We start from the raw sequence: 21,049 nt of genomic DNA, 5'->3' as shown, positions 1-21,049 counted from the left end.
CGGGGCGGTCCGCCGCGCAGTACGACGGTGATCAGGCGGCGCCGTCGGCCCAGAACTGGGCCAGCGCGCACGCCGGCGCGCCAGGCCAGCCCGCACCCGGTAGTGGCCGGCGCCGCCGGTCTCGAAGACATCCGGGAGGTTGCCCGCGGTGATCTGGTGCACGCTCAGCACGCCGGACGGCAGCCAGAGCCGCACGATCTCGCCGCCCGGCCAGAGCGTGTCGTCAAGGTCAGCCGGGCCCGGTAGATGCCCGCGGCAGACTGCAGCAGCACGCTCGACGTGCCGGCGCCCAGCCAGGGGTGGCCGGCCTCGCGCGGCGCCGGCGGGGTCTCGTCGACATCGCTGTCGTGCACCTCGACCAGCCGATAGGCGACCCTGACATCAACGTCCACGCGGGACGACAACAGAGACAACGCTCCCACCCCTCGCCGGACTGCAACGGTCTGCGCCGGCGCCGCTGAGCGGATCCGCAGAATAGTCGGTCGCCGCGCCACTGCCCGCGCGGCATCTGCGCCGGAAAGGATTCTGATCATTCCGCCGGAGGCGCCGGTGCCGCAATTCGGCGCTGCGCGTCATGATGACGTGACTCAATGGCCGCGCCGGCCGTGGGTGTTGATTTGCAGATGTCGGCGGAGGGCCGCCGGCCCGGCGGGACGGTCCGGGCCGGCGGTGGCCGCTCAGTGCTTCTTGATCCAGGCCTGCTGGTGGTTGTTGGTCTTGCTGCTGCACTTGGCGTTCTCGCCGTTGAGCAGCGTGGCCGTGACGATGTCCACGTTGACCTGGCAGACCTGCGCCGCCTGCAGCACCGACACGTTCTGCAGCAGGTAGTACGAGTTACCCGAGGCGATATCGGTGACCGTGACGTCGACGTTGCCGATCTCGATGCCACCGCCGGCCTGGGCGGGAACGGCGAAGGCCAGCACCGCGGCGGCTCCGGCCGCGACGGACGCGAGGACAGATCGAAGGCGCATGAAATTCCTTTCTGAACGGCGGGCACGGTGCCCGCCCGGCCGCCAATATGTCCAAAAGATGGTTTTCGGGGAAGTGGCAACGCCGTGTCGCAAAAAGATCTGCGCGCAAGTGACCCGACCGGGCGATACGATGCATCTCGCATGCCATTTTTCGCGCCGCACCGTGATGCATTCAGCGCGCCATTCCGGGCGACGCGCCGCCGTCGGTCGAGCAAGGAACCGCCGAGATGATTCAGGGCGGTCCCGGCCTCGGCGAGCGATGGGCAGTCGCTTGAGGAGCATCCGGCCGGCCAGCGCGGCGGCGAGTTCCGGCAGCACGCGATGCACGTCCGGCTCGCGGTTTTCCGCCAGCCGGCCGTGCACCGCTTGGTCGTGAGCCGGGTCAGCTCACCTCGCTGCGGGAGGGGCGTGGGCGGCCGTGGCAGCCAGGGCCTTCGCCAGCGAGAGCAGCGCCCATCCGATGAGGGCGGTGAGCAGCCCGAGCCCCATCGCCATCGCCGAGACGCCGAACGACAGCACGGAGGTGAACAGCGACGCCCGCAGGAACGACGCGTTCATCATGGTGGCCCGGACCGGGTCCTCCCGGCCGAGTTCGGCGTACGTCTTGCCGCCGCTCAGCTTCCGCGCGTGGTGGTCGATGATGTCCGCCTGCGAGTAGGCCGTCAACGGGCCGTCGACCTTCTCCCCCGCGAACCACTTGGCGTCCTCGGCCACGGTGATGTTCTCCTCGGCCAGCTTGCTGCTGACCATCCCCCAGGTCACCGCGCCGGCGACCAGCATGAGCGCGCCGGCGGCCAGCATGATGAGCGCGAACAGCCGGGTGGTCCGGCCTGCCCGGTTCGTCGCGGCCGGGGGTTGTCCGGTTTCGTGTGCCATTGAGAGCCTCCTATGTGATCGGCGCGGGTTCCCACGCGCCGGTTGATCACATCCTGGCAAGAAAACGGACAACCCGGGCGCGGTTCAGGCGGGACAGGTACGCCGGTACGGGAACTCGGGAACGTAGCGGGCCCACTCGCCGGCGTTGAGGCCGCGATCGGTGATGGCGCAGGCGTGGCCGGCCGGGTCGGCGCGCAGCTTGTTCAGCTTCGTGGAGCTCCACAGCGTCACGGTCGCGCTTTCGGTGCCCGCCTGCGCGGCGATCGCCAAGGTGTGCCCGTCGCCCCGGAACAGCACCTGGCGCGCCATGCCGCCGAGGCCGTGCAGCGAGAGCAGCCGGAACGGCGCGGTCGGGTTGGCGGTGTCCCACAGGAACGCGGCGTAGTCCGGGTCCGCGGTCACCAGGGTGCGGCCGTCCGGGCTGAACGCCACGGCCTGCACCCCGCCGGCGTGGCCGGTCAGCGTGGCGAGCCGGTGCGGTTGGGACCGGTCGGTGATGTCCCACAGCATCGCCGTGGAGTCGGCGCTGCCGGTCGCCACGGTGTGCCCGTCCGGGCTGAAGGCCACCGCGGAGATGGCGCCGGTGTGGCCGGCCAACGAGCCGAGCCGGACGGGTGCGCGGCGGTCGGCCACGTTCCACAGCGTCACCACCCGGTCGGCTCCGCCGCCGATGGCCAGGGTGCGCCCGTCCGGGCCGAAGGCCAGCACCGCGGCGAAGGCGACGCCACCGCCCAGCCTGGCCAGCAGGGTGGGACGGGTCCGGGTGGTCAGGTCCCACAGCATCACGGTCGTGGGGTCGACGACGGCGAGGGTGCGCCCGTCCGGGCTGAACGCCATCGCGGTGCGCCCGGTCGCCGGCCCGGTCAGGGTGGTGAGCGTCGTCGACCGGTTCGGGCGGGCCACCTCCGCCACGGTCAGCCGGCCGTCCTGCTGCCCGACGGCCGCCACCATCCGGCCGTCCGGGCTGAACGCCACCGACCTGGTGCCTCCGTTGTGGATGGTCAGGTCGGCGCCCCGGACCGGGCGGGCGGGGTCGGCCAGCTTCCAGGACCTCGCCGTGCCGTCGCGGCCGGCGGTGACCAGCGAGCCCCCACCCGGGCCGAAGGCGGTCGCCTCGACCTGCCCGCCCGGGACGTCGAGGGCGGCCAGGGAGTCCGGGGCGCCGCGCGGCTTGGCGTACCACAGGGTCGCCGTGCCGGTGCTGTCGACGGTGGCCAGCGTCTCCGCCTCCGGGTCGAAGGACACCGACTTGATCGCACCGTGTGCCCGCACAGTGGTGACCGGCCTGGGCCCCTCGGCGAGGGTCATGTCCCAGACCTTCGCCGTCCCGTTCGCGTCACCGGCCGCCAGGTAATGCCCGTCCGCGCTGTACGAGACCGCAAGGACGTTGCCCTCCAGGCCGTTCAGCGAACCGTACGGCAGGTATTCCCACTCCTCCGGGGGCATGGGCGGCGGCACAGGCGGGTCGTCGTCGTCCAGCATGGCCCGGACGGTGGGCTCGCGCGGCAGGTCGAAGAGGTTCACGCCGCCGCTGCCGCCCCCGACGGCCAGGGTCGACCCGCTCGGATCGAACGCCAGCGAGAGCACGCTGAAGCTGAACAGGCTGCGCACGGTGATCGGGTCTTCCCGGTCGGTCACGTCCCAGACGGGGATGAACCGGGTCTTGTTCGAGATCAGCGTGCGCCCGTCCTGGCTGAACGCGACGTCCTCCACCACGCCTTCAGCCCAGTCGTCCATCTCGGCCAGGTAGACGGGCCGGGCCGGGTCGGCCATGTCCCACATCGTCGTGACCCCCCAGGTGTCACCTGTCGCCAGCGTGTCACCGTCACCGCTGAACGCCATCGAGTAGACGTGGTTGTCGCCCGGCAGCGTGCCGAGCCGGACCGGGCGGGACCGCTTGGCCACGTTCCACAACGCGACCTTGCGCCCCACGCCGATCACGGCCAGGGTCCGCCCGTCCGGGCTGAGCGTCAGGGCGGCGCTGGGCTCGCCCGGGTCGGGGAGCGCGACGATCCGCACCGGCGCGGACGGCTCCGACACGTTCCACAGCGACACCTTGCCGTCGGTGCCGCGGGTCACCAGCACGCCGTCGGGCCCGTACACCGCAGACTTCACCTCGCCGAGCGTGCCGGCGTAGCTGGTCGACGTGACGACGCTGGTGACCTGGCTGCGGGTCTCGGCGTCGGGCAGCAGTGACTGGGCGGCAGCGCCCAGCCTCAGGGCCGTCCCGGGGTCGTCGCCGACGGTCGCCCTGGCCTGGTTGACCAGCCGCCGGCTGACCGCGACCCGCTGCTGGTGGTCCGCCTTGGCCTGCTGCTTCCGGGCTTCCTCGGCCGCTTCCTCGGCCACCCGCTGCTGCTCGGCGGCGATCCTCGCCAGCCGCTGCGCTTCCTCCTCCAGCCGCTGCGCCCGCTTGGACGCCTCCGCCGCCAGCTGCTGCTGCTCCCGGGTGCGGGTCGCGGCCTGGTCGGCGAGCTGCTGCTGGCGCCGGGCCTCCGCCGCCGCCCGGTCGGCCAGCGCCTGCTGCTCCTGCGCCAGCCGCTCGGAGCGCTCCGCTTCTTCCGCCGCTTCCGACGCCCGGGCCTTCTGCTCCCGCGCCAGGCTCTGCTGCTGCTGCGCCAGCTCCTGCTGCCGGTTCGCCTCCTGCGCGGAACGCTCGGCGCTGCCGCGCTGCTCCTGCGCCACCTGCTGCTGCCGCAGGGCCTCCGCCGCCGCGGCCCGTGCCCGGTCCGCGTTGCGCACGGCCGACACGCTGGTCAGCGCCGCCAGCAGGGTCAACACCATCAGCGTGGCCACCGCCCCCGACCGCAGCCGCCGCGCCCGCCGGTGCTGCCGGACGTCCTCACCCTCCAGTTCGTCCTTGCTCACCCCGTGCATCGGGGCCGCCAGCTGGGCGATCGCATCCCGGAACCGGGAGTGCTGGAGGCTGAGGTGCTCGCTGCCGCGCGCCCACCGCAGGTCCAGGAAGAGCGGCTCCTCGGCGAACACCCCCCGCAGCGCCGCGGGCACCGCGGTCGACTCCGCGGTGAAGTCGCGGCTCTCCTGATCCCAGGCCCACTCGCCGTCGGTCACCACGGGCAGGATCTGGTTCGCCGACTTCGTGGCGATCCAGTGCTCGACCTCCCGGTTCACCCACTGTGACTGCGCGGCCTCGGGCGAGGCGAGCAGCACGAAGTAGTCCGAACCGTCCAACGCGGTCTGGATGGAGGACCACAGCGCCGGGGTCACCGACAGTCCGGTCTGGTCGCGGAAGATCCACAGGGCACGCCGGCGGTGCCAGGGCTTGGCCAGCTTGTGCAGACCACGCTGCACGGCGGGCGCGAGACGCCCGTCCGCAGCATGGCTGTACGAAATAAACCCATTGAAGGTCATGGCAGGTCCCCCGACGTCGGCACGTGCAGCGACGACAGATTGTGCACGCCACCGCCCCCATGGGGAAAGCTGGAGACCGTATCGTCATCTTGCTGCTCCAGCGTGACGAGCCTTGGTACGGAGGTCGATGTGCGATTCGGTGTGACCGGTCATCGAATTCTCCCGCCGAGCATCGTTGACCGGGCCGTGGCGCACTGGAACCGGGTTCTCCCCGCGGGCGCCCAGCTTTATGGGGTCTCGAACCTTGCCGACGGCGCCGACCAGCTTTTCGCCGCCCACGTGCTGGCGGCCGGTGGGACGCTCGAGGTGGTGTTGCCGTGCGAGGGGTATGCGGGTTCGCTGTTCGCCGATGACAGCCGGGAGCGGTTCGAGGACCTTCGGCGGGCGGCGGCGATCGTCACCACCATGCCCTTCCCGGAGCCCAGCGAGCAGGCTTTCCTGGCCGCCGGTCAGGCTCTGGTCGATCGGTGCGATCACTTGTTCGCCGTCTGGGACGGGCGGCCGGCTCGGGGGGTGGGCGGGACCGCCGACGTCGTCACCTACGCCCGGGACCGTGGCCGTCCTGTCACGGTGTTGTGGGTCGACGGTGTGCTTCGGGCTTGAGTTCGGCCGGGGTTCGGTGGTTGCGCCGGACGGTGGTGGCCGAGTTTTCGGCGTGGGTTTCTAGCCGCCTGGTGCGGGTGTGGGGATGCCGAGGTTCGGCGCGGCGGGGACTGTGAGCTCGGCGAAGAGGCGCTGAGCGAGTTCCCGGTGCAGGCCGCCGTCGTCGGTGCCGCCGTAGGTGGCGGCGATGCCGTCGTGGGCGCGTGCTTGTTCGTATCGGTCGCCGATCTCGCGGGCCAGGGTCAGCGCCTGGTCGTGCTGGGTTCGGGCCTCCGCTTTGTCGCCGGCTGCGCGTAGCACCTGGCCGAGGTCGTTGAGCGCCTCGGCTTCGCTGGCCCGGTCGCCGATTCGCCGGTGCAGCACCAGGGCGAGCCGCAGGTGATCGGCCGCCTCGGTGAGGCGGCCGACGCGGGCGTACACCGCGGCGAGGTCGGTCCGCACGTACGCCTCCGCGGTGCGGTCGCCGGCCAGCTGGACCGCCGCGAGGCTCTGTTCGAGCTGGACGCCGGCCCGGTCCAGTTGCGCCGGCTGGTAGGACAGCCGGGCGAGCAGCGAGAGCGCGTACGCCTCGCTGAACCGGTCGCCGAGCCGAGTGGAGAGCGCCAGGGCCGACCGGAGCCGGTCGGTCGCCTGCGCCTCGTCGCCCAGCCGGGCGTCGACCAGGGCGAGCCGGACCAGGGCGTCGGCCTGCCCGGCCTCGTCGCCCAGCCGCTGGTAGCGGGTCCCGGCCCGCCGGTAGTGGTCGGCCGCCTGCCGGTAGTCGCCCAGCCGCCAGTGCACGCTGCCCAGGTTACGGAGCGCCACCGCCTCGGCCGCCTGCGCGCCGAGGTCGGCGTAGAGGACCAGGGCCTGCCGGTAGGTCTCGGCGGCCTCGCCGAGGCGGCCCTGCCGCCGGTGCAGCCGGCCCAGATCGGACAGTGCCCGGGCCTGCGCGTCCCGGTCGCCGAGGGCTCGGGCCGCCGCCACCGCGGACGTGGTGACGGTGACCGCCTCGGCGACCGGCCCGCCGGCGTCGAGATAGCGGAACAGCGTGCCCGCGAGGTCGACGGCGTGCCGGTACCAGCCGTGGGCCGCCGCGTAGGTGCAGGCGGCGGCCAGGTTGGGCCGCTCCGCCTCGATCCAGTTCCGGGCCGCGTCCGGGTCGCCGGCGGCCGGCGTCTCCTCCGGGTAGAGCGTGGTCATCGCCGCGACGGAACCGGCCAGGTAGTGATCAAAGACGGCGGTCAGCGCGGTGCGCCGGTCCGGCCCGGAATCGTGCACGGTCGCGAGCTCCGCGGCGTACGCCCGCAGCAGGTCGTGCATCCCGTACCGGCCGCCGCGGCCGACGTGGATCAGGCTGGCCCGGACCAGCACGCCGAGCAGCCGCCGGGCCTCGCCGGCGTCGGTGCCGGTCAGCGCGGCCGCGGCCTCGACGTGCACGCTGTCGCCCGGGTGCAGGCCGAGCAGCCGGAACGCCCGGGCCGCGTCGGGGGGCAGGTTCTGGTACGACCACGAGAAGACGGCACGGACCGCGGCGCGCGGATCCCCGCCCGCGTCGAGCAGGTCCAGCCGCAGCCGGTGGTCGCCCAGCTCGGCGACCAGCTCGGCGAGCGAGACGTCGGTCCGCGCGGCGGCCAGCTCGGCGGCGATCCGCAGCGCCAGCGGCAGCCGGGCGCACGCCGCGGCCAGGTCGGCGGCGACCGACGGCTCGCGGTCCACCCGGGCGCCGATCAGCCGGCGCAACAGGGCCACCGCGTCCGCCGGCGGCAGCAGATCCAGGTTGACCCGCTCGGCGCCGTGCACCGCCACCATGCCGGGCAACGAGTCCCGGCTGGTGACCAGCACCAGGCACGAGCCGCTGCCGGGCAGCAGCGGCCGGACCTGCTCCACCGAGGACGCGTTGTCCAGCAGCACCAGCATCCGGCGGGCGGTCAGCTCGGAGCGGTACCGGCCGGCGCGCTCCTCGACGCCGATCGGCAGCTCCGGGCCCCGGACGCCGAGCGCGGTCAGGAAACCGGCCAGCGCGTCGGCCACCGCCACGGGCTGTTCGGCGTCGTAGCCGCGCAGGTTCACGTACAGCTGGCCGTCGGGGAACGCCTCGCGGACGCGGTGCGCCCAGCGGACCGCCAGGGCGGACTTGCCCACTCCGGCCGTACCGGAAAGCAGCGCGACCGTCAGCGGTGGCTCGTCACCCTCCGGCGGCGCCAGCAGGCGATCCAGCGCGGCGAGTTCCCCGCTACGGCCGGTGAAGGCGCGCACGTCCGCCGGCAGCTGTGCCGGCACCGTCACGGGCGCCGGGGGCTGCGCACCCGTGGCCCGGGCCTCGGTGACCGGGGCGGCCAGGGCCGGGTCGGCGGCGAGGATCCGCTCGTGCAGCCGGCGCAGCGCGGCGCCGGGATCGCTGCCGAGCTCGTCGGCGAGGCAGCGGCGGATCCGCCGGTACTGCTCGTCGGCGTCCGCCTGGCGGCCGCACCGGTAGAGGGCGAGCATCGCCTGCTCGGCCAGCCGTTCGTCGAGCGGGTGCTCGGCCACGGCGGCGGACAGCGCGGGCAGCAGCTCGCCGTGCCGGCCCAGCCGGAGCAGCACGTCGTGGTGGTCCAGCTCGGCGGCGAACCGCTCGCTGAGCAGCAGGCGCCGCGTCGCGGCCAGCCACGGGGTGTCCAGGCCGGCGAACGGCTCACCGCGCCACAGGCCGAGGGCCTGCGTGATCAGGTCGGAGGCAGCCCGGTCCGACTCCGACGCGCGGGCCTGGGTGACCAGCCGGCGGAACCGGTGGAGGTCCACCGTCTGCGGGTCGACGGTCAGCACGTAGCCGCTGGGCTGCCGCTCGATCCCCACCTCGGCGGCGTCCGCGACGGCCTGCCGCAGCCGGGACAGGTAGCTGTACAGCGCGCCGGCAGCCCGCTGCGGCGGGTCCTCGCCCCAGACCCGGTCGATGAGCTGATCAACCGTGACCGGCCGGCCGGCCTCGACGAGCAGCACCCCCAGCACGCAACGCTGCCGAGCATGCCCGAGGACGACCGACCGGCCGTCGATCCGGGCCTCCACCGCACCGAGCACCCCGAACTCCGCCGTCAACAGACCTCAGCACACCCTTCGTCCCGGCGTTCCCACCAGGAGATTCAAGATATCTACAAGGAACACGTCCAGTCTCCCATGCTTCGTACAAGGTGCGACGACGACCATTGATCCCGTTGCAGGGAACAGGTCGCCCTCGCCCGGTTACGCACAGCGTGTACGGGGGAATCGGGACGTGAAGGCCAGACCAAGAGCGACGGGCGACCTGCCCTGTGACAAAAGCCAGCATCGTGGCGGCCACCGGCGCGGTGCCGACGGCGGACGCCAGCACCAGCAGGGAGCCGCGCGGGCTGGCGCCCGGCACTTCGTCGAGGGCAAGGCGGGGAATCACGGCGGCGGCACAGCCGGCCGGCTTCCCGCGCTCCGCCTGATCCGCGCCGTTCGCGGGGTGCGCTGCGAGGATGGGCCGGTGAGCATGATCGAGAAGCAGCGGATCTCGCTGACCGGGCCGGACAGCCACCTGCTGGTGCGCAAGCCCGGGGTCGGCAGCCTGCACGTCGGCCCCGCCGGGCAACCGGCCGACCTGCACGTGGACCCCGCCGCGCCGGTCGACTGGTCGGTGTTCGACGAGCTGACCACCCCGGCGGGCGGCCGCTGGCCCCGGTACCTGAGCTACACCGGCGACGACACCTCGATCTTCGACTGGACCCGGGACCGCCCGACCGAGGGCCTGCGGGTCGAGCCCCTGCGGGACGCCGACTGGGACGCCTCCGGCTCGCAGCTGCACGAACTGAGCGTGATCAGCAACGGTCCCCGGGTGCGGGTCCGGCTGCCCGCGCCGTCGGTGCTGCGGCATCTGGCCCTGCACGGCGACCCGGCGCGGTTCGAGGTCGTCGCCCACCCCGACGGGCTGCCGCGGTCGGTCACCCTGGTCCTGCCGTCCCGGCCGACCGCGGATCGGATGCCCGCGCCGGCCTCCGGCGCCGGCGGCTCGCGCGCCCTGCCCCCGCTGCCCGCGCTGGCCGGCGTGACGGCGCTGGCGGTGTACAGCGGGCCGGCCGACCTGCCGGTGGACTGCCGCAGCCTCGGGCAGTTCGCGGCGCTGCGCAGCCTGGAGCTGCGGGGCGCGATCGCGTACCCGCAGGCCCTGGCCGCGTTCCCCCTGCAAGCGCTCGAGCTGCGCTTCGTGCCGGACCTCGAGGGCTTGCCCGCGCTGGCCGGCTGGCCGGCGCTGACCCGTTTCATCGGCTGGAACATCGACCAGGCCGGCGGCAAGCGGCTGCGCGGGCAGCTGCGGGCGCTGCCACCGGAGCAGCTCAGCGACTACTCCACCGTCGCCAAACTGCGCTCGCGCCGCTGGTTCGTCGAGGAGTACGGCCTGCCGTTCGCGGCCTGGCCGGCGCCCACCGCCAAGGCCGCCACCAGGGCCTTCAAGACGGCCGCCGCCGCCGCAGCCGGCGCCGGCGACCGCGGCGGGGTGGAGCGGGCGGTCACCGGTTTTGTCGGCGCGGTCAACGACCTGCCCGGCATCGAGACGACCGAACGGGAGGACGCGGCCACCGCGGTGCTCCTGCTGGCCGCCCTGGCGGCGGTCCCGGTCACCGACGAACAGGCGCTGGCCTGGTACGAGGCCACCCGCGATTTCTGAGCGGGGCTATCCGGACGGTTCCCGGCTCAGCTGGGCCGGCCACGGGCCCGGCATCGGCACCGCATCCGATGTCACCGCACCGGCGCAGGTCCCCGAGGCGGCCCGGCTGGGCGTCGCGGACGGTGCGTAACAGGGCGGTTCCTTTCCGGAGATCCGGGCGTAATTTGTGGGGTAGCAGGTCGTCCCTCCAGCACCCGGCGAGGAGCCATCGATGAACCAGCTGATCAACGACCCGGCGAACGTGGTGACCGACGCGCTCCGCGGCATCGCCGACGCCCATCCCGATCTTCGTGTCGATCACGAGAACCGCGTTGTCGTCCGCGCCGACGCCCCGGTCCGGGGCAAGGTCGGCCTGGTCTCCGGGGGCGGCTCGGGGCACGAGCCGCTGCACGCCGGCTTCGTCGGGCCCGGGATGCTGGACGCGGCATGTGCCGGCGAGATCTTCACCTCGCCGGTGCCGGAACAGATCATGGCGGCGACCAAGGCCGTCGACGGCGGCGCCGGGGTGCTGCACATCGTCAAGAACTACACCGGTGACGTGATGAACTTCGAGATGGCGGCCGAGATCGCCGCCGCGGAGACGGGCGTCGAGGTCACCGCCGTGGTGACCGACGACGACGTGGCGGTGCAGGACAGCCTCTACACCGCCGGGCGGCGCGGGGTCGGCGTGACCGTGCTGCTGGAGAAGATCGCCGGGGCCGCCGCCGACGAGGGCCGGTCGCTGCCCGAGGTCGCCGAGGTCGCCCGCAAGGTCAACGCGAACGGCCGCAGCATGGGGGTGGCGCTCTCCTCGTGCACCGTCCCGACCGCCGGTAAGCCCACGTTCGACCTGCCGGACGGCCAGATGGAGGTCGGCATCGGGATCCACGGCGAGCCCGGGCGCCGGCGGGTGCCGCTGGCGCCGGCCGCCGAGATCGCCGAGATGCTGGTCAGCCCGATCCTCGGCGACCTCGACTACACCGGGGGCGGCGGCGTGATCGCGTTTGTCAACGGCATGGGCGCGACGCCGCTGATCGAGCTGTACGTGGTGTACCACGAGGTGGCGGCGATCCTCGGCAAGGCGGGCATCCCGATCGCGCGGTCGCTGGTGGGGCCGTACATCACCAGCCTGGACATGGCCGGGTGCTCGGTCACGCTGCTCCGGGCCGACGACGAGTTGCTGCGGTTGTGGGACGCTCCGGTGCGTACCCCGGCGCTGCGGTGGGGAGTCTGACCGCGATGCCCGGCACCGTGGACACCGCCGCCCTGACGGCGTGGGTGCGGGAGTTCGGCCGGCTGATCGCGGCCGAGAAGGACCGGCTCACCGAGCTCGACTCCGCCATCGGCGACGCCGACCACGGCGTCAACCTGGACCGCGGGATGACCGCGGTGCTCGCGATGCTCGCCGGCGATGCCCCGCAGACCCCGGCCGACATGCTCAAACGGACCGGGATGACGCTGGTCGGCAAGGTCGGCGGGGCCAGCGGACCGCTGTACGGCACGGCGTTCCTGCGGATGGCGGCGGCGGCCGGCGGCGCCGACGCACTCGACCCGGCGGGGTTCGCCAAGGTGCTCCGGGCCGGCCTGGACGGGGTGGTGGCCCGCGGCAAGCCCGTGGCCGGCGACAAGACGATGTACGACGCGCTGGCCCCCGCGGTGGACGCCCTGGACGAGGCGCTCACCGCAGGCCGGCCGTTCGGGGAGGCGTTGCGGGCCACCGTCCGGGCCGCCGAGCAGGGCCGGGACGCGACCATCCCGATGGTGGCCCGCAAGGGCCGGGCCAGCTACCTGGGCGAGCGCAGCGCCGGCCACCTCGACCCGGGCGCGACCTCGGTGACGCTGCTGATCGCCGCGGCCGCGACCACCTTGAACGGGGACTGACCCGATGGTCGGCCTGGTGGTGGTGAGCCACAGCCGGGCCCTGGCCCGCGCCGCCGTGGACCTCGCCATGGAGATGGTGCGGGACCGGCCGGTGCCGATCGGCGTGGCCGCCGGGCTGGACGAGACGACGTTCGGCACCGACGCGACCGCCATCACCGAGGCGGTGGCCGCCGCCGACCGGGGCGACGGCGTGGTCGTGCTGATGGACCTGGGCAGCGCCGTGCTCTCCGCCGAGCTGGCGCTCGAGCTGCTCGCGGACGACCTGCGCGAGCGGGTGGTGCTCTGCCCGGCACCGCTGGTCGAGGGCCTGGTCGCCGCCGTGGTGGCGGCCGCGGGCGGCGCGGGGCGCGACGAGGTCGCCGCCGAGGCCATCGCCGGGCTGGCCGGCAAGCAGTCCCAGCTGGGCCCGGCGCCCACGCCTGCCGCCCCGGCGGCCGGTGCGGCGGACGGCAACGGGGACCGGCCGTCCGCCACGGTCACGGTGACCAACCGGCACGGTCTGCACGCCCGGCCCGCCGCCCGGCTCGTCACGCTGGCGCGCAGCTTCGACGCGCGGGTGGAGGTCCGTAACGCAGGCACCGGTTCGCCCTGGGTGCCGGCGGCGAGCCTGTCACGGGTCGCCACCCTGGGCGTGCTGCCCGGGCAGCGACTGGAGATCCGCGCCGCGGGCCCGCAGGCGAGGCAGGCCGTCGAGCAGCTCGCGGCGCTGGCCGGGCGCGCGTTCGACGAGACCGAGGACGCTCAGCCCGCGCCGGAGAAGGCCGCGGACGGCGGGCTGCCGGCCTCTCCGGGGATCGCCATCGGGCCGGCCTGGCATCCGTCCACCGAGCCGCCGCGCGTTCCCGACGTCCCCGCCCTCGGGCCGGCGCCGGAGTGGTCACGGATCGACGACGCCCTCGCCGCCGTCCGGCGCGACCTGGACCGGTTGCGGGCGGCCACCGCCCGCGCCGCCGGGCCCGCCGCCGCGGCGATCTTCGAGGCGCACCTGCTGCTGCTCGACGACGCCGACCTGCTCGCCGAGGTCCGGACCCGGATCGACGCCGGCGAGACCGCGCCGCGGGCCTGGTCGGCCGCCACGGCCCGGATCGCCGCCGAGTTCGAGGCGCTGGCCGACCCGTACCTCAAGGCCCGGGCGGCCGACGTCCGTGCGGTCGCCGATCAGACGCTACGGGTGCTGCTCGACGCGCCCGGCGCGGTGGCGGCCGGGTGCGGCGTGCTGATCGCCGCCGACCTCACCCCGGCGGAGGCGGCCGGCCTCGACCCCGAGCGGGTCGCCGGGGTGCTGCTGGCCTTCGGCAGCCCGGCCGCGCACAGCGCGATCCTGCTGCGCACCCGCGGCATTCCCGCGGTCGCCGGCGCCGGGCCGGCCGTGCTCGACGTGCCCACCGGCACGCCGATCGGCCTGGACGGCAGCACCGGCGAGGTGCTGGTGGCGCCGTCCGAGCCGGTGCTGGCGGCGCTGCGTGACCGGGCCGCCGAGCAGGCGACCCGCCGGGCCAGGGCGGCCGGCCGGTCCGCGGCGCCGGCCGTCACCTCGGACGGGGTGACCGTCGCCGTGGCCGCCAACGTGGGCTCGCCCGGTGACGCGCGGGCCGCCGCGGCGCACGGCGCCGACCTGGTCGGGCTGATCCGCACCGAGTTCCTGTTCCTGGACCGCGACGCGGCGCCGGAGGTGGACGAGCAGGAGGCCGCGCTGCGGGAGATCGCGGCCGCGCTCGACGGCCGCCGGATCACCGTGCGCACGCTCGACGTCGGCGGCGACAAGCCGGTCCGCTACCTGCCGGCGCCCGCCGAGGAGAACCCCTTCCTGGGGGTACGCGGCATCCGCTACGCGCTGCGCCATCCGGGGCTGCTCGCCGACCAGCTGCTGGCCGTCGTCCGGGTGGCCCGCGACGTGCCGGTCAGCCTGATGTTCCCGATGGTGAGCACAGTGGAGGAGGTGCGGGTGGCGCGCCGGATGCTGGACGCCGCCGTCGCGCGGGCGGGCGGCGCCACGCCCGCCGGCCTCCAGGTGGGAATCATGGTGGAGGTGCCGGCCGCCGCGCTCAAGACCGCCGCGTTCGCGCCCTGCGTCGACTTCTTCAGCATCGGCACGAACGACCTGACCCAGTACGCGCTCGCCGCCGAACGGGGCAACGCCGCGCTGGCGTCGCTGGCCGACGGTCTGGACCCGGGCGTGCTGCGGCTGATCGACGCGGTCTGCCGGGGCGCCGGGGACCGGAGCGTCGCGGTCTGCGGCGAGCTGGCCGGCGACGAGCTCGCAGTGCCGCTGCTGACCGGGCTGGGCGTGCGCGAGCTGAGCGTCGCGCCGCCGGGCATCCCGGCGGTCAAGGAGGCCGTCCGCGCCACCACGACGACCGGCGCCGCCGCGTTGGCCCGGGCCGCCCGGGATCTCCCGGACGCCGCGGCCGTCCGCGCGCTGCTGGCCGCCGAGCGGGTGGGCTGAGCGGTGGACCGGCCGTTCCGGCTCGACGAGGCGGTCGCCGACGTCTACGGCGACCTCCGGCTGGCGCCCGTGCTGCGCCGGCTGCTGCGGCACACCGGCCGGCTGACCGGCTCGGTGGCGGGCAGCGTGTCGCTGATCGACGCGGACCGCGGCTGCTACGTCAAGGTCGCCGAGTACGGCGCCCCCTGCCAGCTCGGCCGTTCGTTCCCGCTGGACGAGGGCGCGACCGGCCGCGCGTTCGGCAGCCGCCGCCCGGTGGTGATCCCGGAGTACGGCCGGCTGCGCGCCGGTCACCTGGCCGCGACGCATCCGGCGCGGCACGGCCCGGCGGCGGCGGTGCCGATCTGGTGGCGCGGCGACGTGATCGCGGTCAGCGTCGCCTTCGCCCCGGCCGCGCGCACCCTGTCGGCCCGCGGCGTCGACGAGCTGGAGGCGCTGACCCAGTCCGCGGCCGCGGCGATCGTCGAATCCGGCAGGCGCGATCCGTCGCCGGCGGCGCTGATCAGGCGGCGCTGCGCCGGCGGGCCGGGCGCGGCGGAGGCCCATGCGGTCGTCACGGAGGTCGGCGTGGTCCGGCCGGTCTCCCCCGAGGTCGCCCGGGTGGCCGCGGACCTGGTGGCCGACGCCGGGCGGGCGGCGGCGCGGCGCCGGCCGGACCCGCGGCTGCACGTCGCGCTCGTCTACCGGCCGCAGGGGCTGCGGGTGCTGGTGCAGGACGAGACGACCGGCACGGTGCCGGCGTCCGGGGTGGACCCGCTGGGCCTGGGCGCCGGCACCTGGGACGAGCTGCTGCGCCTGGCCGGCGGCGGGGTCTCCGTCGAGCAGGTGACCGGCTGGGGGGTGCTGGTGCGCGCCGACGTGCCGTACTCGGTGGGCGCGCCGCGGGTCCGGTCCGGGCCGGCGCCGTTCACACCGCGGGAGGCCGAGGTGCTCGAGCTGCTCCGGCAGGGGCTGACGTACCGGGAGATGGCGGGCCGGCTGGGGCTGTCGACCAAGACCGTGGAGAAGCACGTGGGCGCGATCATGCGCAAGACCGGGACGTCCAACCGTACGGCGGCGGTGGTCACCGCCCTGGACAACAACTGGATGGGGAATCTCCCCCATACCGCCACCCGCCCGCGGGGGTCTTGACTGGCGGCGTGCCCATCGTCGCCCTGAAGGACATCCTCGACCGCGCGCTCGCCGACCGGTACGGGGTGGCCGCCTTCAACATCGTCAACGACCTGACCGCCGAGGCCGTGCTGGCCGCCGCCGTCGAGGAACACTCCCCGGTCATCCTGCAGACCTCGGTGAAGACGGTCCGCATGTACGGCCGCCGCCAGCTGCACGACATCGTCGAGACGCTGGCCCGCGAGGTGCCCGTACCGGTGACCCTGCACCTGGACCACTGCCCGGACCGGGCGGTGATCTCCGACTGCCTGGCGGGCGGCTGGAACTCGGTGCTGTTCGACGCGCACGAGCTCGACGTGGCGGAGAACCTGAAGCAGACCACCGAGGTGGTGGCCGAGGCCCGCCGGGCCGGCGCGCACGTCGAGGGCGAGATCGAGGGCATCCAGGGGGTCGAGGACGACCTCGGCTCCGACGCCGCCGCGGTGGTGCAGAGCCTGGAGGTCGCGGTCGACTTCATCCGGCGCACCGGGGTGGACTGCTTCGCCCCGGCCATCGGCAACGCGCACGGGCAGTACAAGCAGGCGCCGGTGCTGAACGCCCAGCGGGTCAGCGACCTGGTCGCCGCCACCGGCGTCCCGATGGCCCTGCACGGCGGCACCGGGCTGGCCGACGAGCAGTTCACCGACCTGATCGCCCGCGGCTGCGCGAAGGTGAACATCTCCACCGCGCTCAAGGAGACGTACCTGAAGTCCAGCCTGGACTTCCTGCGGGCGGCCGCCGAGCGCGACAAGTGGGACCCGCCGGCGCTGTTCCGGCACCAGCGGGCCGCGGTCGTGGAGATGGCGCGGCGGCACATCCGGCTGTTCGGCGGGTCGGGACGCGCGTGGTGACCGCCCTCGTGCTCGACTGCGACGGTGTGCTGGCCGACACCGAGCGCTACGGCCACCTGCCCGCGTTCAACGCCACGTTCGAGCAGTTCGGGCTGCCGGTGCGGTGGAGCGAGGACGAGTACGCCGGCAAGCTGCGCATCGGCGGCGGCAAGGAGCGGATGGCGTCGCTGTTCGCCGAGCCCGCGTTCGCCGCCGCGGTGGGCGACGCCGACCGCGCCGAGCTGCTGCGCACCTGGCACCGGGCGAAGACCGCGGCCTTCACCCGGCTGGTGGCCGAGGGCCGGATCCCGACCCGGCCGGGGATCAACCGGATCATCCACGACGCGCTCGGGGCCGGTTGGACGGTCGCGGTGGCGTCGACCTCGGCCGAGGATTCCGTACGGGCGGTGCTGGCGAACGCCGTGGGGCGGGCGACGGCCGGGCGGATCCCGGTGTTCGCCGGCGACGTCGTGCCGGCGAAGAAGCCCGACCCGGCGATCTACCGGCTGACCGCCGACCGGCTCGGCCTCGACCCCGCCGGCACGCTGGTGATCGAGGACTCGCGCAACGGGCTGCTCGCCGCGACCGCCGCCGGCCTGAGCTGCCTGGTGACGGTCAACGGCTACACCCGCGACGAGGACTTCACCGAGGCGGTGCTGGTGGTCTCGGAACTGGGCGACCCGGACCGGCCCCCGGTCGACGTGCTGGCGAACCGGAGCAAGGCGCGCCCGGGTAGCTACCTCACCCTCGACGACCTGCGCGCCTGCCTGGAGGGGATCCGATGAGCGGCAACGCGGTGCCGGGCGCCGAGCTGGTGGTCCGCACGATCGCCGAGACCGCGGTCGAGAACGAGAAGTACTTCGGCGACCTGGACGCCGTGGTCGGCGACGGCGACCTCGGCTACTCGCTGGCCCGCGGCTTCGAGAAGCTGCTGGAGGGCTGGGACGGCATCGACCGCAGCGACGCCGGCACGTTCCTCAAGCGCAGCGGGATGCTCCTCGCGTCCCGGATCGGCGGCACGTCCGGCCCGCTCTGGGGCACCGCCTTCCTGCGCGCGGGGACAGCCGCGGGCGCCGCCGAGGACCTGACCGGCGCGCAGGTGGTCGCGATGCTGCGCGCGGCGATCGAGGGCATCAAGGCGCGCGGGCAGTCGGACGTCGGCGACAAGACGCTGCTCGACGTGCTCGTGCCGATGGCGGACTGCCTGGCGCGGGAGTTCGCCGCCGGGGCCGGCGCCGAGCAGGCCCTGCGGGCCGCCGCCACCGTGAGCCGGGAGGCGGCCGAGGCGACCAAGGAGATGGTCGCGAAGCGTGGGCGCGCGTCGTACACCGGCGAGCGCAGCAGAGGGTCGGTCGACGCGGGCGCCACCGCGGTGGCGGTCATCGTCGAACGGATCAGCGAGAGCTGGCAGAAGCGAGGAGCGAGGTCATGAAGAAGTTCGTCAACGACCCCAAGAACTACGTGGCCGAGATGCTCGAAGGCGTCGCCCTGGCCAACCCGGACACCCTGCGGTACGTCCCGCAGTACAACCTGATCATGCGGACCGACGCGCCGCGGGAGGACAAGGTGTCCATCGTGCAGGGTTCGGGCTCCGGCCACGAGCCGGCGCACGTGATGGCGGTCGGCCGCGGCATGCTCGACGCGGCCTGCCCCGGCGACGTGTTCGCCGCCCCGCCGATGGACTACGTGTACGAGACCGCGAAGCTGCTCGCCTCGCCGAAGGGCGTGCTGCTGCTGGTGAACAACTACACCGGCGACCGGATGGCGTTCGACATGGGAAAGGAGATGGCCGAGGCCGACGGCGTCCGCGCGGAGATCCTGACCATCAACGACGACGTGGCGGTGCAGGACTCCACCTACACGGTCGGGCGCCGCGGGGTGGCCGGCAACTTCTTCGTCATCAAGGCCGTCGGCGCCGCCGCCGAGCAGGGCGCCGACCTGGACGAGGTGCTGCGGATCGGGCGCCACGTCAACGACGTCACCCGCACCATCGGGGTCGCGCTGACCGCCTGCACGCCGCCGGCGAAGGGGTCGCCGCTGTTCGAGCTGGGCGCCGACGAGATCGAGTTCGGGGTCGGGATCCACGGCGAGCCCGGCCGCGAGCGCCGCCGGATCAAGGACGCGGACGCGATCGTCGACGACATGCTGGAGGCGGTGGCCGGCGACCTGCCGTACGCCTCCGGCGACCGGGTGGCGCTGATGATCAACGGGCTGGGCGGCACCCCGATCAGCGAGCTGTACATCCTCTACCGGCACGCGCACCGGCGGCTGGCCGAGCGCGGCATCACGGTCGGGCGCAGCTACGTCAACGAATACTGCACGTCGCTCGACATGGCCGGCGCCTCGCTGACGCTGGTGCGGCTGGACGACGAGATCAGCGCCCTGCTGGCGGCGCCGGCCGAGGCGGCGGTGCGGGTCTTCTGACCCGCCGGTCAGCCGAGCAGGACCGGCATCGCCTCGGTGAGCATCGGGCGCCAGTCCGGCAGCGGGGCGACGCCGGTGCCGGCCCAGCGCTCGTGGCTGAGCACGCTGTAGGCCGGGCGGGCGGCCGGGCGCGGGAAGCGGTCGCTGGTGGTGGGCCGGACCCGCTCGGGGTCGAGGCCCGCCTCGGCGAAAACCGCGCGGGCCAGGCCGTACCAGGTGGTCGAGCCGGCGGCGGTGCCGTGGTACACGCCGGGGCCGGCGCGGCCGGCCGTGACCGCGCCGGCCAGCGCGACCACCTGCCGGGCGAGCGCGTACGACCAGGTGGGCGGGCCCTGCTGGTCGTCGACGACGGTGACGGTCTCGCGTTCGGCGGCCAGCCGCAGCATGGTGCGGACGAAGTTGGACCCGTGCGCCCCGTAGAGCCAGGCGGTCCGCACGACGCACCCGCCGGCCGCCAGCACCGCCCGCTCGCCGATCGCCTTGCCGCGCCCGTACGCGTTCGCCGGCGCCGGCTCGGCGTCCTCGGCATACGGCGTGGTGGCCGTGCCGGCGAAGACGTAGTCGGTGGAGAGATGGATCAGCCGCTTGCCGGCCGCCTCGGCGAGCACCCGTACGGCGTGCCCGTTGACCGCGGTGGCCGCCTCCTCCGCGGTCTCGGCGCCGTCCACGTCAGTCCAGGCCGCCGCGTTGAGCACGAGGTCAGCGCCGCCGACCGCGTCGCGCACCGCGGCCGGGTCGGTGATGTCCAGCTCGGCCCGGGTCGCCGTGACCACGTCCGGCTCACCGGCCGCGGCCAGCACCGCGCACAGATCCCGGCCCAGCATCCCGCCGGCCCCGGTGACCAGCCAGCGCATCAGCCGGCCGCCCGCGCCTTGAGCGGCTCCCACCACTGCCGGTTGTCGCGGTACCAGGCGACCGTGGCGGCCAGCCCGTCCGCGAGGCCGACCTGCGGCGCGTAGCCCAGCTCCTCGCCGATCTTGGTGATGTCCAGCGAGTAGCGGCGGTCGTGGCCCTTGCGGTCGGCCACCGGGTGCACCATGTCCCAGCCGGCGCCGCAGGCCTCGAGCAGCCGGCCGGTCAGCTCCCGGTTCGACAGCTCGGTGCCGCCGCCGATGTTGTAGACCTCGCCGGACCGGCCCTTCTCCAGCGCCAGCTGGATGCCGCGACAGTGATCGGAGACGTGCAGCCAGTCACGAATGTTGCCGCCGTCGCCGTAGAGCGGCACCTGCTTGCCGTCCAGCAGGTTGGTCACGAACAGCGGGATGACCTTCTCCGGGAACTGGTGCGGGCCGTAGTTGTTGGAGCAGCGGGTGACCACCACGTCCATGCCGTGGGTGCGGTGGGCGGCCAGCGCCAGCAGGTCGGACGAGGCCTTGGACGCCGCGTACGGCGAGTTCGGCGCGAGCGGCCAGGTCTCGGTCCACGAGCCGTGCTCGATCGAGCCGTACACCTCGTCGGTGGAGACGTGCACGAACCGGCCGACCCCGGCGGCCCGGGCCGCGTCGAGCAGCACCTGGGTGCCGAGCACGTTGGTGGTGACGAAGGGCACAGCGCCGGAGATCGAGCGGTCCACATGGGATTCCGCCGCGAAGTGGACGACCGCGTCGTGACCGGGCAACAGCTCCCGCAGCAGGGTCGAATCCGATATGTCGCCCTGAACGAAGCGAAGTCGGGAATCCGTCAGCGGGAGGTTGGCCCGATTGCCCGAATAGGACAGCAGGTCCAGAACCGTCACGGAGGCGCCGGTAGCGCCTGCGTACTCGTCCTGGAGGAGGGCCCGCACATAGGCCGAACCGATGAAACCGGCACCGCCGGTCACGAAAATCTGCACAGCCGGTGAGTGTACGCGTCCGGCGGGCCTCTGCTTAGCTCT

17 protein-coding genes are annotated in these 21,049 nt (G+C 74.2%); 10 read left to right on the top strand and 7 right to left on the bottom strand.

The features are described 5' to 3' along the window. Positions 1-164: 164 nt before the first annotated feature. The 4 genes from ACIBQZ_RS24525 to ACIBQZ_RS24510 all read right to left on the bottom strand — a co-directional run bounded on the left by ACIBQZ_RS24525 (position 165) and on the right by ACIBQZ_RS24510 (position 5,219). The gene (locus ACIBQZ_RS24525; protein ID WP_396091097.1) at positions 165-392 is read right to left on the bottom strand and encodes a hypothetical protein; all 228 of its coding nucleotides are present in this window, start codon (positions 390-392) and stop codon (positions 165-167) included. A gap of 285 nt (positions 393-677) precedes the next feature. After that, positions 678-971, bottom strand: a complete 294-nt coding sequence (locus ACIBQZ_RS24520; RefSeq protein WP_396091096.1) for a hypothetical protein — start codon at positions 969-971, stop codon at positions 678-680. A 387-nt stretch (positions 972-1,358) separates the two neighbouring features. Next, positions 1,359-1,847 (bottom strand): aromatic ring-opening dioxygenase LigA, encoded by a 489-nt coding sequence (locus ACIBQZ_RS24515; protein WP_396091095.1) that lies wholly within the window; start codon positions 1,845-1,847, stop codon positions 1,359-1,361. 84 nt (positions 1,848-1,931) lie between these two features. After that, on the bottom strand, positions 1,932-5,219 hold the full coding sequence (locus ACIBQZ_RS24510) for a TIR domain-containing protein (protein WP_396091094.1): 3,288 nt from the start codon (positions 5,217-5,219) through the stop codon (positions 1,932-1,934). 129 nt (positions 5,220-5,348) lie between these two features. On the opposite strand from ACIBQZ_RS24510, the gene ACIBQZ_RS24505 reads away from it, so the two are divergent. After that, a complete protein-coding gene (locus tag ACIBQZ_RS24505) occupies positions 5,349-5,822 on the top strand; it encodes a hypothetical protein (RefSeq protein ID WP_396091093.1) in 474 nt (157 codons plus the stop codon). Positions 5,823-5,882: 60 nt separating this feature from the next. Here ACIBQZ_RS24505 and ACIBQZ_RS24500 read toward each other — a convergent pair whose 3' ends face one another. Continuing rightward, positions 5,883-8,879 carry an AfsR/SARP family transcriptional regulator gene (locus tag ACIBQZ_RS24500; RefSeq protein WP_396091092.1) on the bottom strand — a complete coding sequence of 999 codons (2,997 nt, stop codon included), beginning with the start codon at positions 8,877-8,879 and terminating at the stop codon, positions 5,883-5,885. Positions 8,880-9,288: 409 nt separating this feature from the next. Here ACIBQZ_RS24500 and ACIBQZ_RS24495 point away from each other — a divergent pair, with 409 nt between their 5' ends. From ACIBQZ_RS24495 to dhaK (ACIBQZ_RS24455), 9 genes are all read left to right on the top strand, one after another. After that, complete coding sequence (locus tag ACIBQZ_RS24495; protein ID WP_396091091.1) at positions 9,289-10,467, top strand: hypothetical protein; 1,179 nt, start codon at positions 9,289-9,291, stop codon at positions 10,465-10,467. A gap of 211 nt (positions 10,468-10,678) precedes the next feature. Continuing rightward, positions 10,679-11,680: a dihydroxyacetone kinase subunit DhaK gene (gene dhaK, locus ACIBQZ_RS24490; protein ID WP_396091090.1), complete on the top strand. Its 1,002-nt coding sequence runs from the start codon at positions 10,679-10,681 to the stop codon at positions 11,678-11,680. Between the two features lie 5 nt (positions 11,681-11,685). Then, positions 11,686-12,327 (top strand): dihydroxyacetone kinase subunit DhaL, encoded by a 642-nt coding sequence (gene dhaL / locus ACIBQZ_RS24485; protein WP_396091089.1) that lies wholly within the window; start codon positions 11,686-11,688, stop codon positions 12,325-12,327. Positions 12,328-12,331: 4 nt separating this feature from the next. After that, positions 12,332-14,773 carry a phosphoenolpyruvate--protein phosphotransferase gene (gene ptsP / locus ACIBQZ_RS24480; RefSeq protein ID WP_396091088.1) on the top strand — a complete coding sequence of 814 codons (2,442 nt, stop codon included), beginning with the start codon at positions 12,332-12,334 and terminating at the stop codon, positions 14,771-14,773. Between the two features lie 3 nt (positions 14,774-14,776). Further along, on the top strand, positions 14,777-15,904 hold the full coding sequence (locus tag ACIBQZ_RS24475) for a LuxR C-terminal-related transcriptional regulator (RefSeq protein ID WP_396091087.1): 1,128 nt from the start codon (positions 14,777-14,779) through the stop codon (positions 15,902-15,904). Positions 15,905-15,912: 8 nt separating this feature from the next. Further along, positions 15,913-16,773: a class II fructose-bisphosphate aldolase gene (locus ACIBQZ_RS24470; RefSeq protein ID WP_396091086.1), complete on the top strand. Its 861-nt coding sequence runs from the start codon at positions 15,913-15,915 to the stop codon at positions 16,771-16,773. Continuing rightward, on the top strand, positions 16,770-17,537 hold the full coding sequence (locus ACIBQZ_RS24465) for an HAD-IA family hydrolase (RefSeq protein ID WP_396091085.1): 768 nt from the start codon (positions 16,770-16,772) through the stop codon (positions 17,535-17,537). The genes ACIBQZ_RS24470 and ACIBQZ_RS24465 overlap by 4 nt, the downstream gene beginning before the upstream one ends. Then, a complete protein-coding gene (gene dhaL / locus ACIBQZ_RS24460; protein WP_396091084.1) occupies positions 17,534-18,184 on the top strand; it encodes a dihydroxyacetone kinase subunit DhaL in 651 nt (216 codons plus the stop codon). Before ACIBQZ_RS24465 ends, dhaL (ACIBQZ_RS24460) begins: the two co-directional genes overlap by 4 nt. Beyond that, entirely contained in the window at positions 18,181-19,176 is a 996-nt protein-coding gene (gene dhaK / locus ACIBQZ_RS24455) for a dihydroxyacetone kinase subunit DhaK (protein WP_396091083.1), read from the top strand. The genes dhaL (ACIBQZ_RS24460) and dhaK (ACIBQZ_RS24455) overlap by 4 nt, the downstream gene beginning before the upstream one ends. A gap of 8 nt (positions 19,177-19,184) precedes the next feature. On the opposite strand, the gene rfbD is transcribed toward dhaK (ACIBQZ_RS24455), so the two are convergent. Further along, positions 19,185-20,030 carry a dTDP-4-dehydrorhamnose reductase gene (rfbD, locus tag ACIBQZ_RS24450; protein WP_396091122.1) on the bottom strand — a complete coding sequence of 282 codons (846 nt, stop codon included), beginning with the start codon at positions 20,028-20,030 and terminating at the stop codon, positions 19,185-19,187. After that, entirely contained in the window at positions 20,030-21,007 is a 978-nt protein-coding gene (gene rfbB / locus ACIBQZ_RS24445) for a dTDP-glucose 4,6-dehydratase (RefSeq protein WP_396091082.1), read from the bottom strand. The genes rfbD and rfbB overlap by 1 nt, the downstream gene beginning before the upstream one ends. Positions 21,008-21,049: the final 42 nt, after the last annotated feature.

This window comes from Actinoplanes sp. NPDC049599 (assembly GCF_044465625.1).
Taxonomy (GTDB): domain Bacteria; phylum Actinomycetota; class Actinomycetes; order Mycobacteriales; family Micromonosporaceae; genus Actinoplanes.
The sequence above is the reverse complement of the archived record's forward strand: the minus strand, read 5'-3'. Positions and strand labels throughout refer to the sequence as shown.

What these genes read in the sequence shown, in the direction of transcription:
- ACIBQZ_RS24520 (WP_396091096.1), bottom strand. Translation starts at nt 971, where the DNA reads ATGCGCCTTCGATCTGTCCTCGCGTCCGTCGCGGCCGGAGCCGCCGCG.
- ACIBQZ_RS24515 (WP_396091095.1), bottom strand. Translation starts at nt 1,847, where the DNA reads ATGGCACACGAAACCGGACAACCCCCGGCCGCGACGAACCGGGCAGGC.
- ACIBQZ_RS24510 (WP_396091094.1), bottom strand. Translation starts at nt 5,219, where the DNA reads ATGACCTTCAATGGGTTTATTTCGTACAGCCATGCTGCGGACGGGCGT.
- dhaK (WP_396091090.1), top strand. Translation starts at nt 10,679, where the DNA reads ATGAACCAGCTGATCAACGACCCGGCGAACGTGGTGACCGACGCGCTC.
- dhaL (WP_396091089.1), top strand. Translation starts at nt 11,686, where the DNA reads ATGCCCGGCACCGTGGACACCGCCGCCCTGACGGCGTGGGTGCGGGAG.
- ptsP (WP_396091088.1), top strand. Translation starts at nt 12,332, where the DNA reads ATGGTCGGCCTGGTGGTGGTGAGCCACAGCCGGGCCCTGGCCCGCGCC.
- dhaL (WP_396091084.1), top strand. Translation starts at nt 17,534, where the DNA reads ATGAGCGGCAACGCGGTGCCGGGCGCCGAGCTGGTGGTCCGCACGATC.
- dhaK (WP_396091083.1), top strand. Translation starts at nt 18,181, where the DNA reads ATGAAGAAGTTCGTCAACGACCCCAAGAACTACGTGGCCGAGATGCTC.
- rfbD (WP_396091122.1), bottom strand. Translation starts at nt 20,030, where the DNA reads ATGCGCTGGCTGGTCACCGGGGCCGGCGGGATGCTGGGCCGGGATCTG.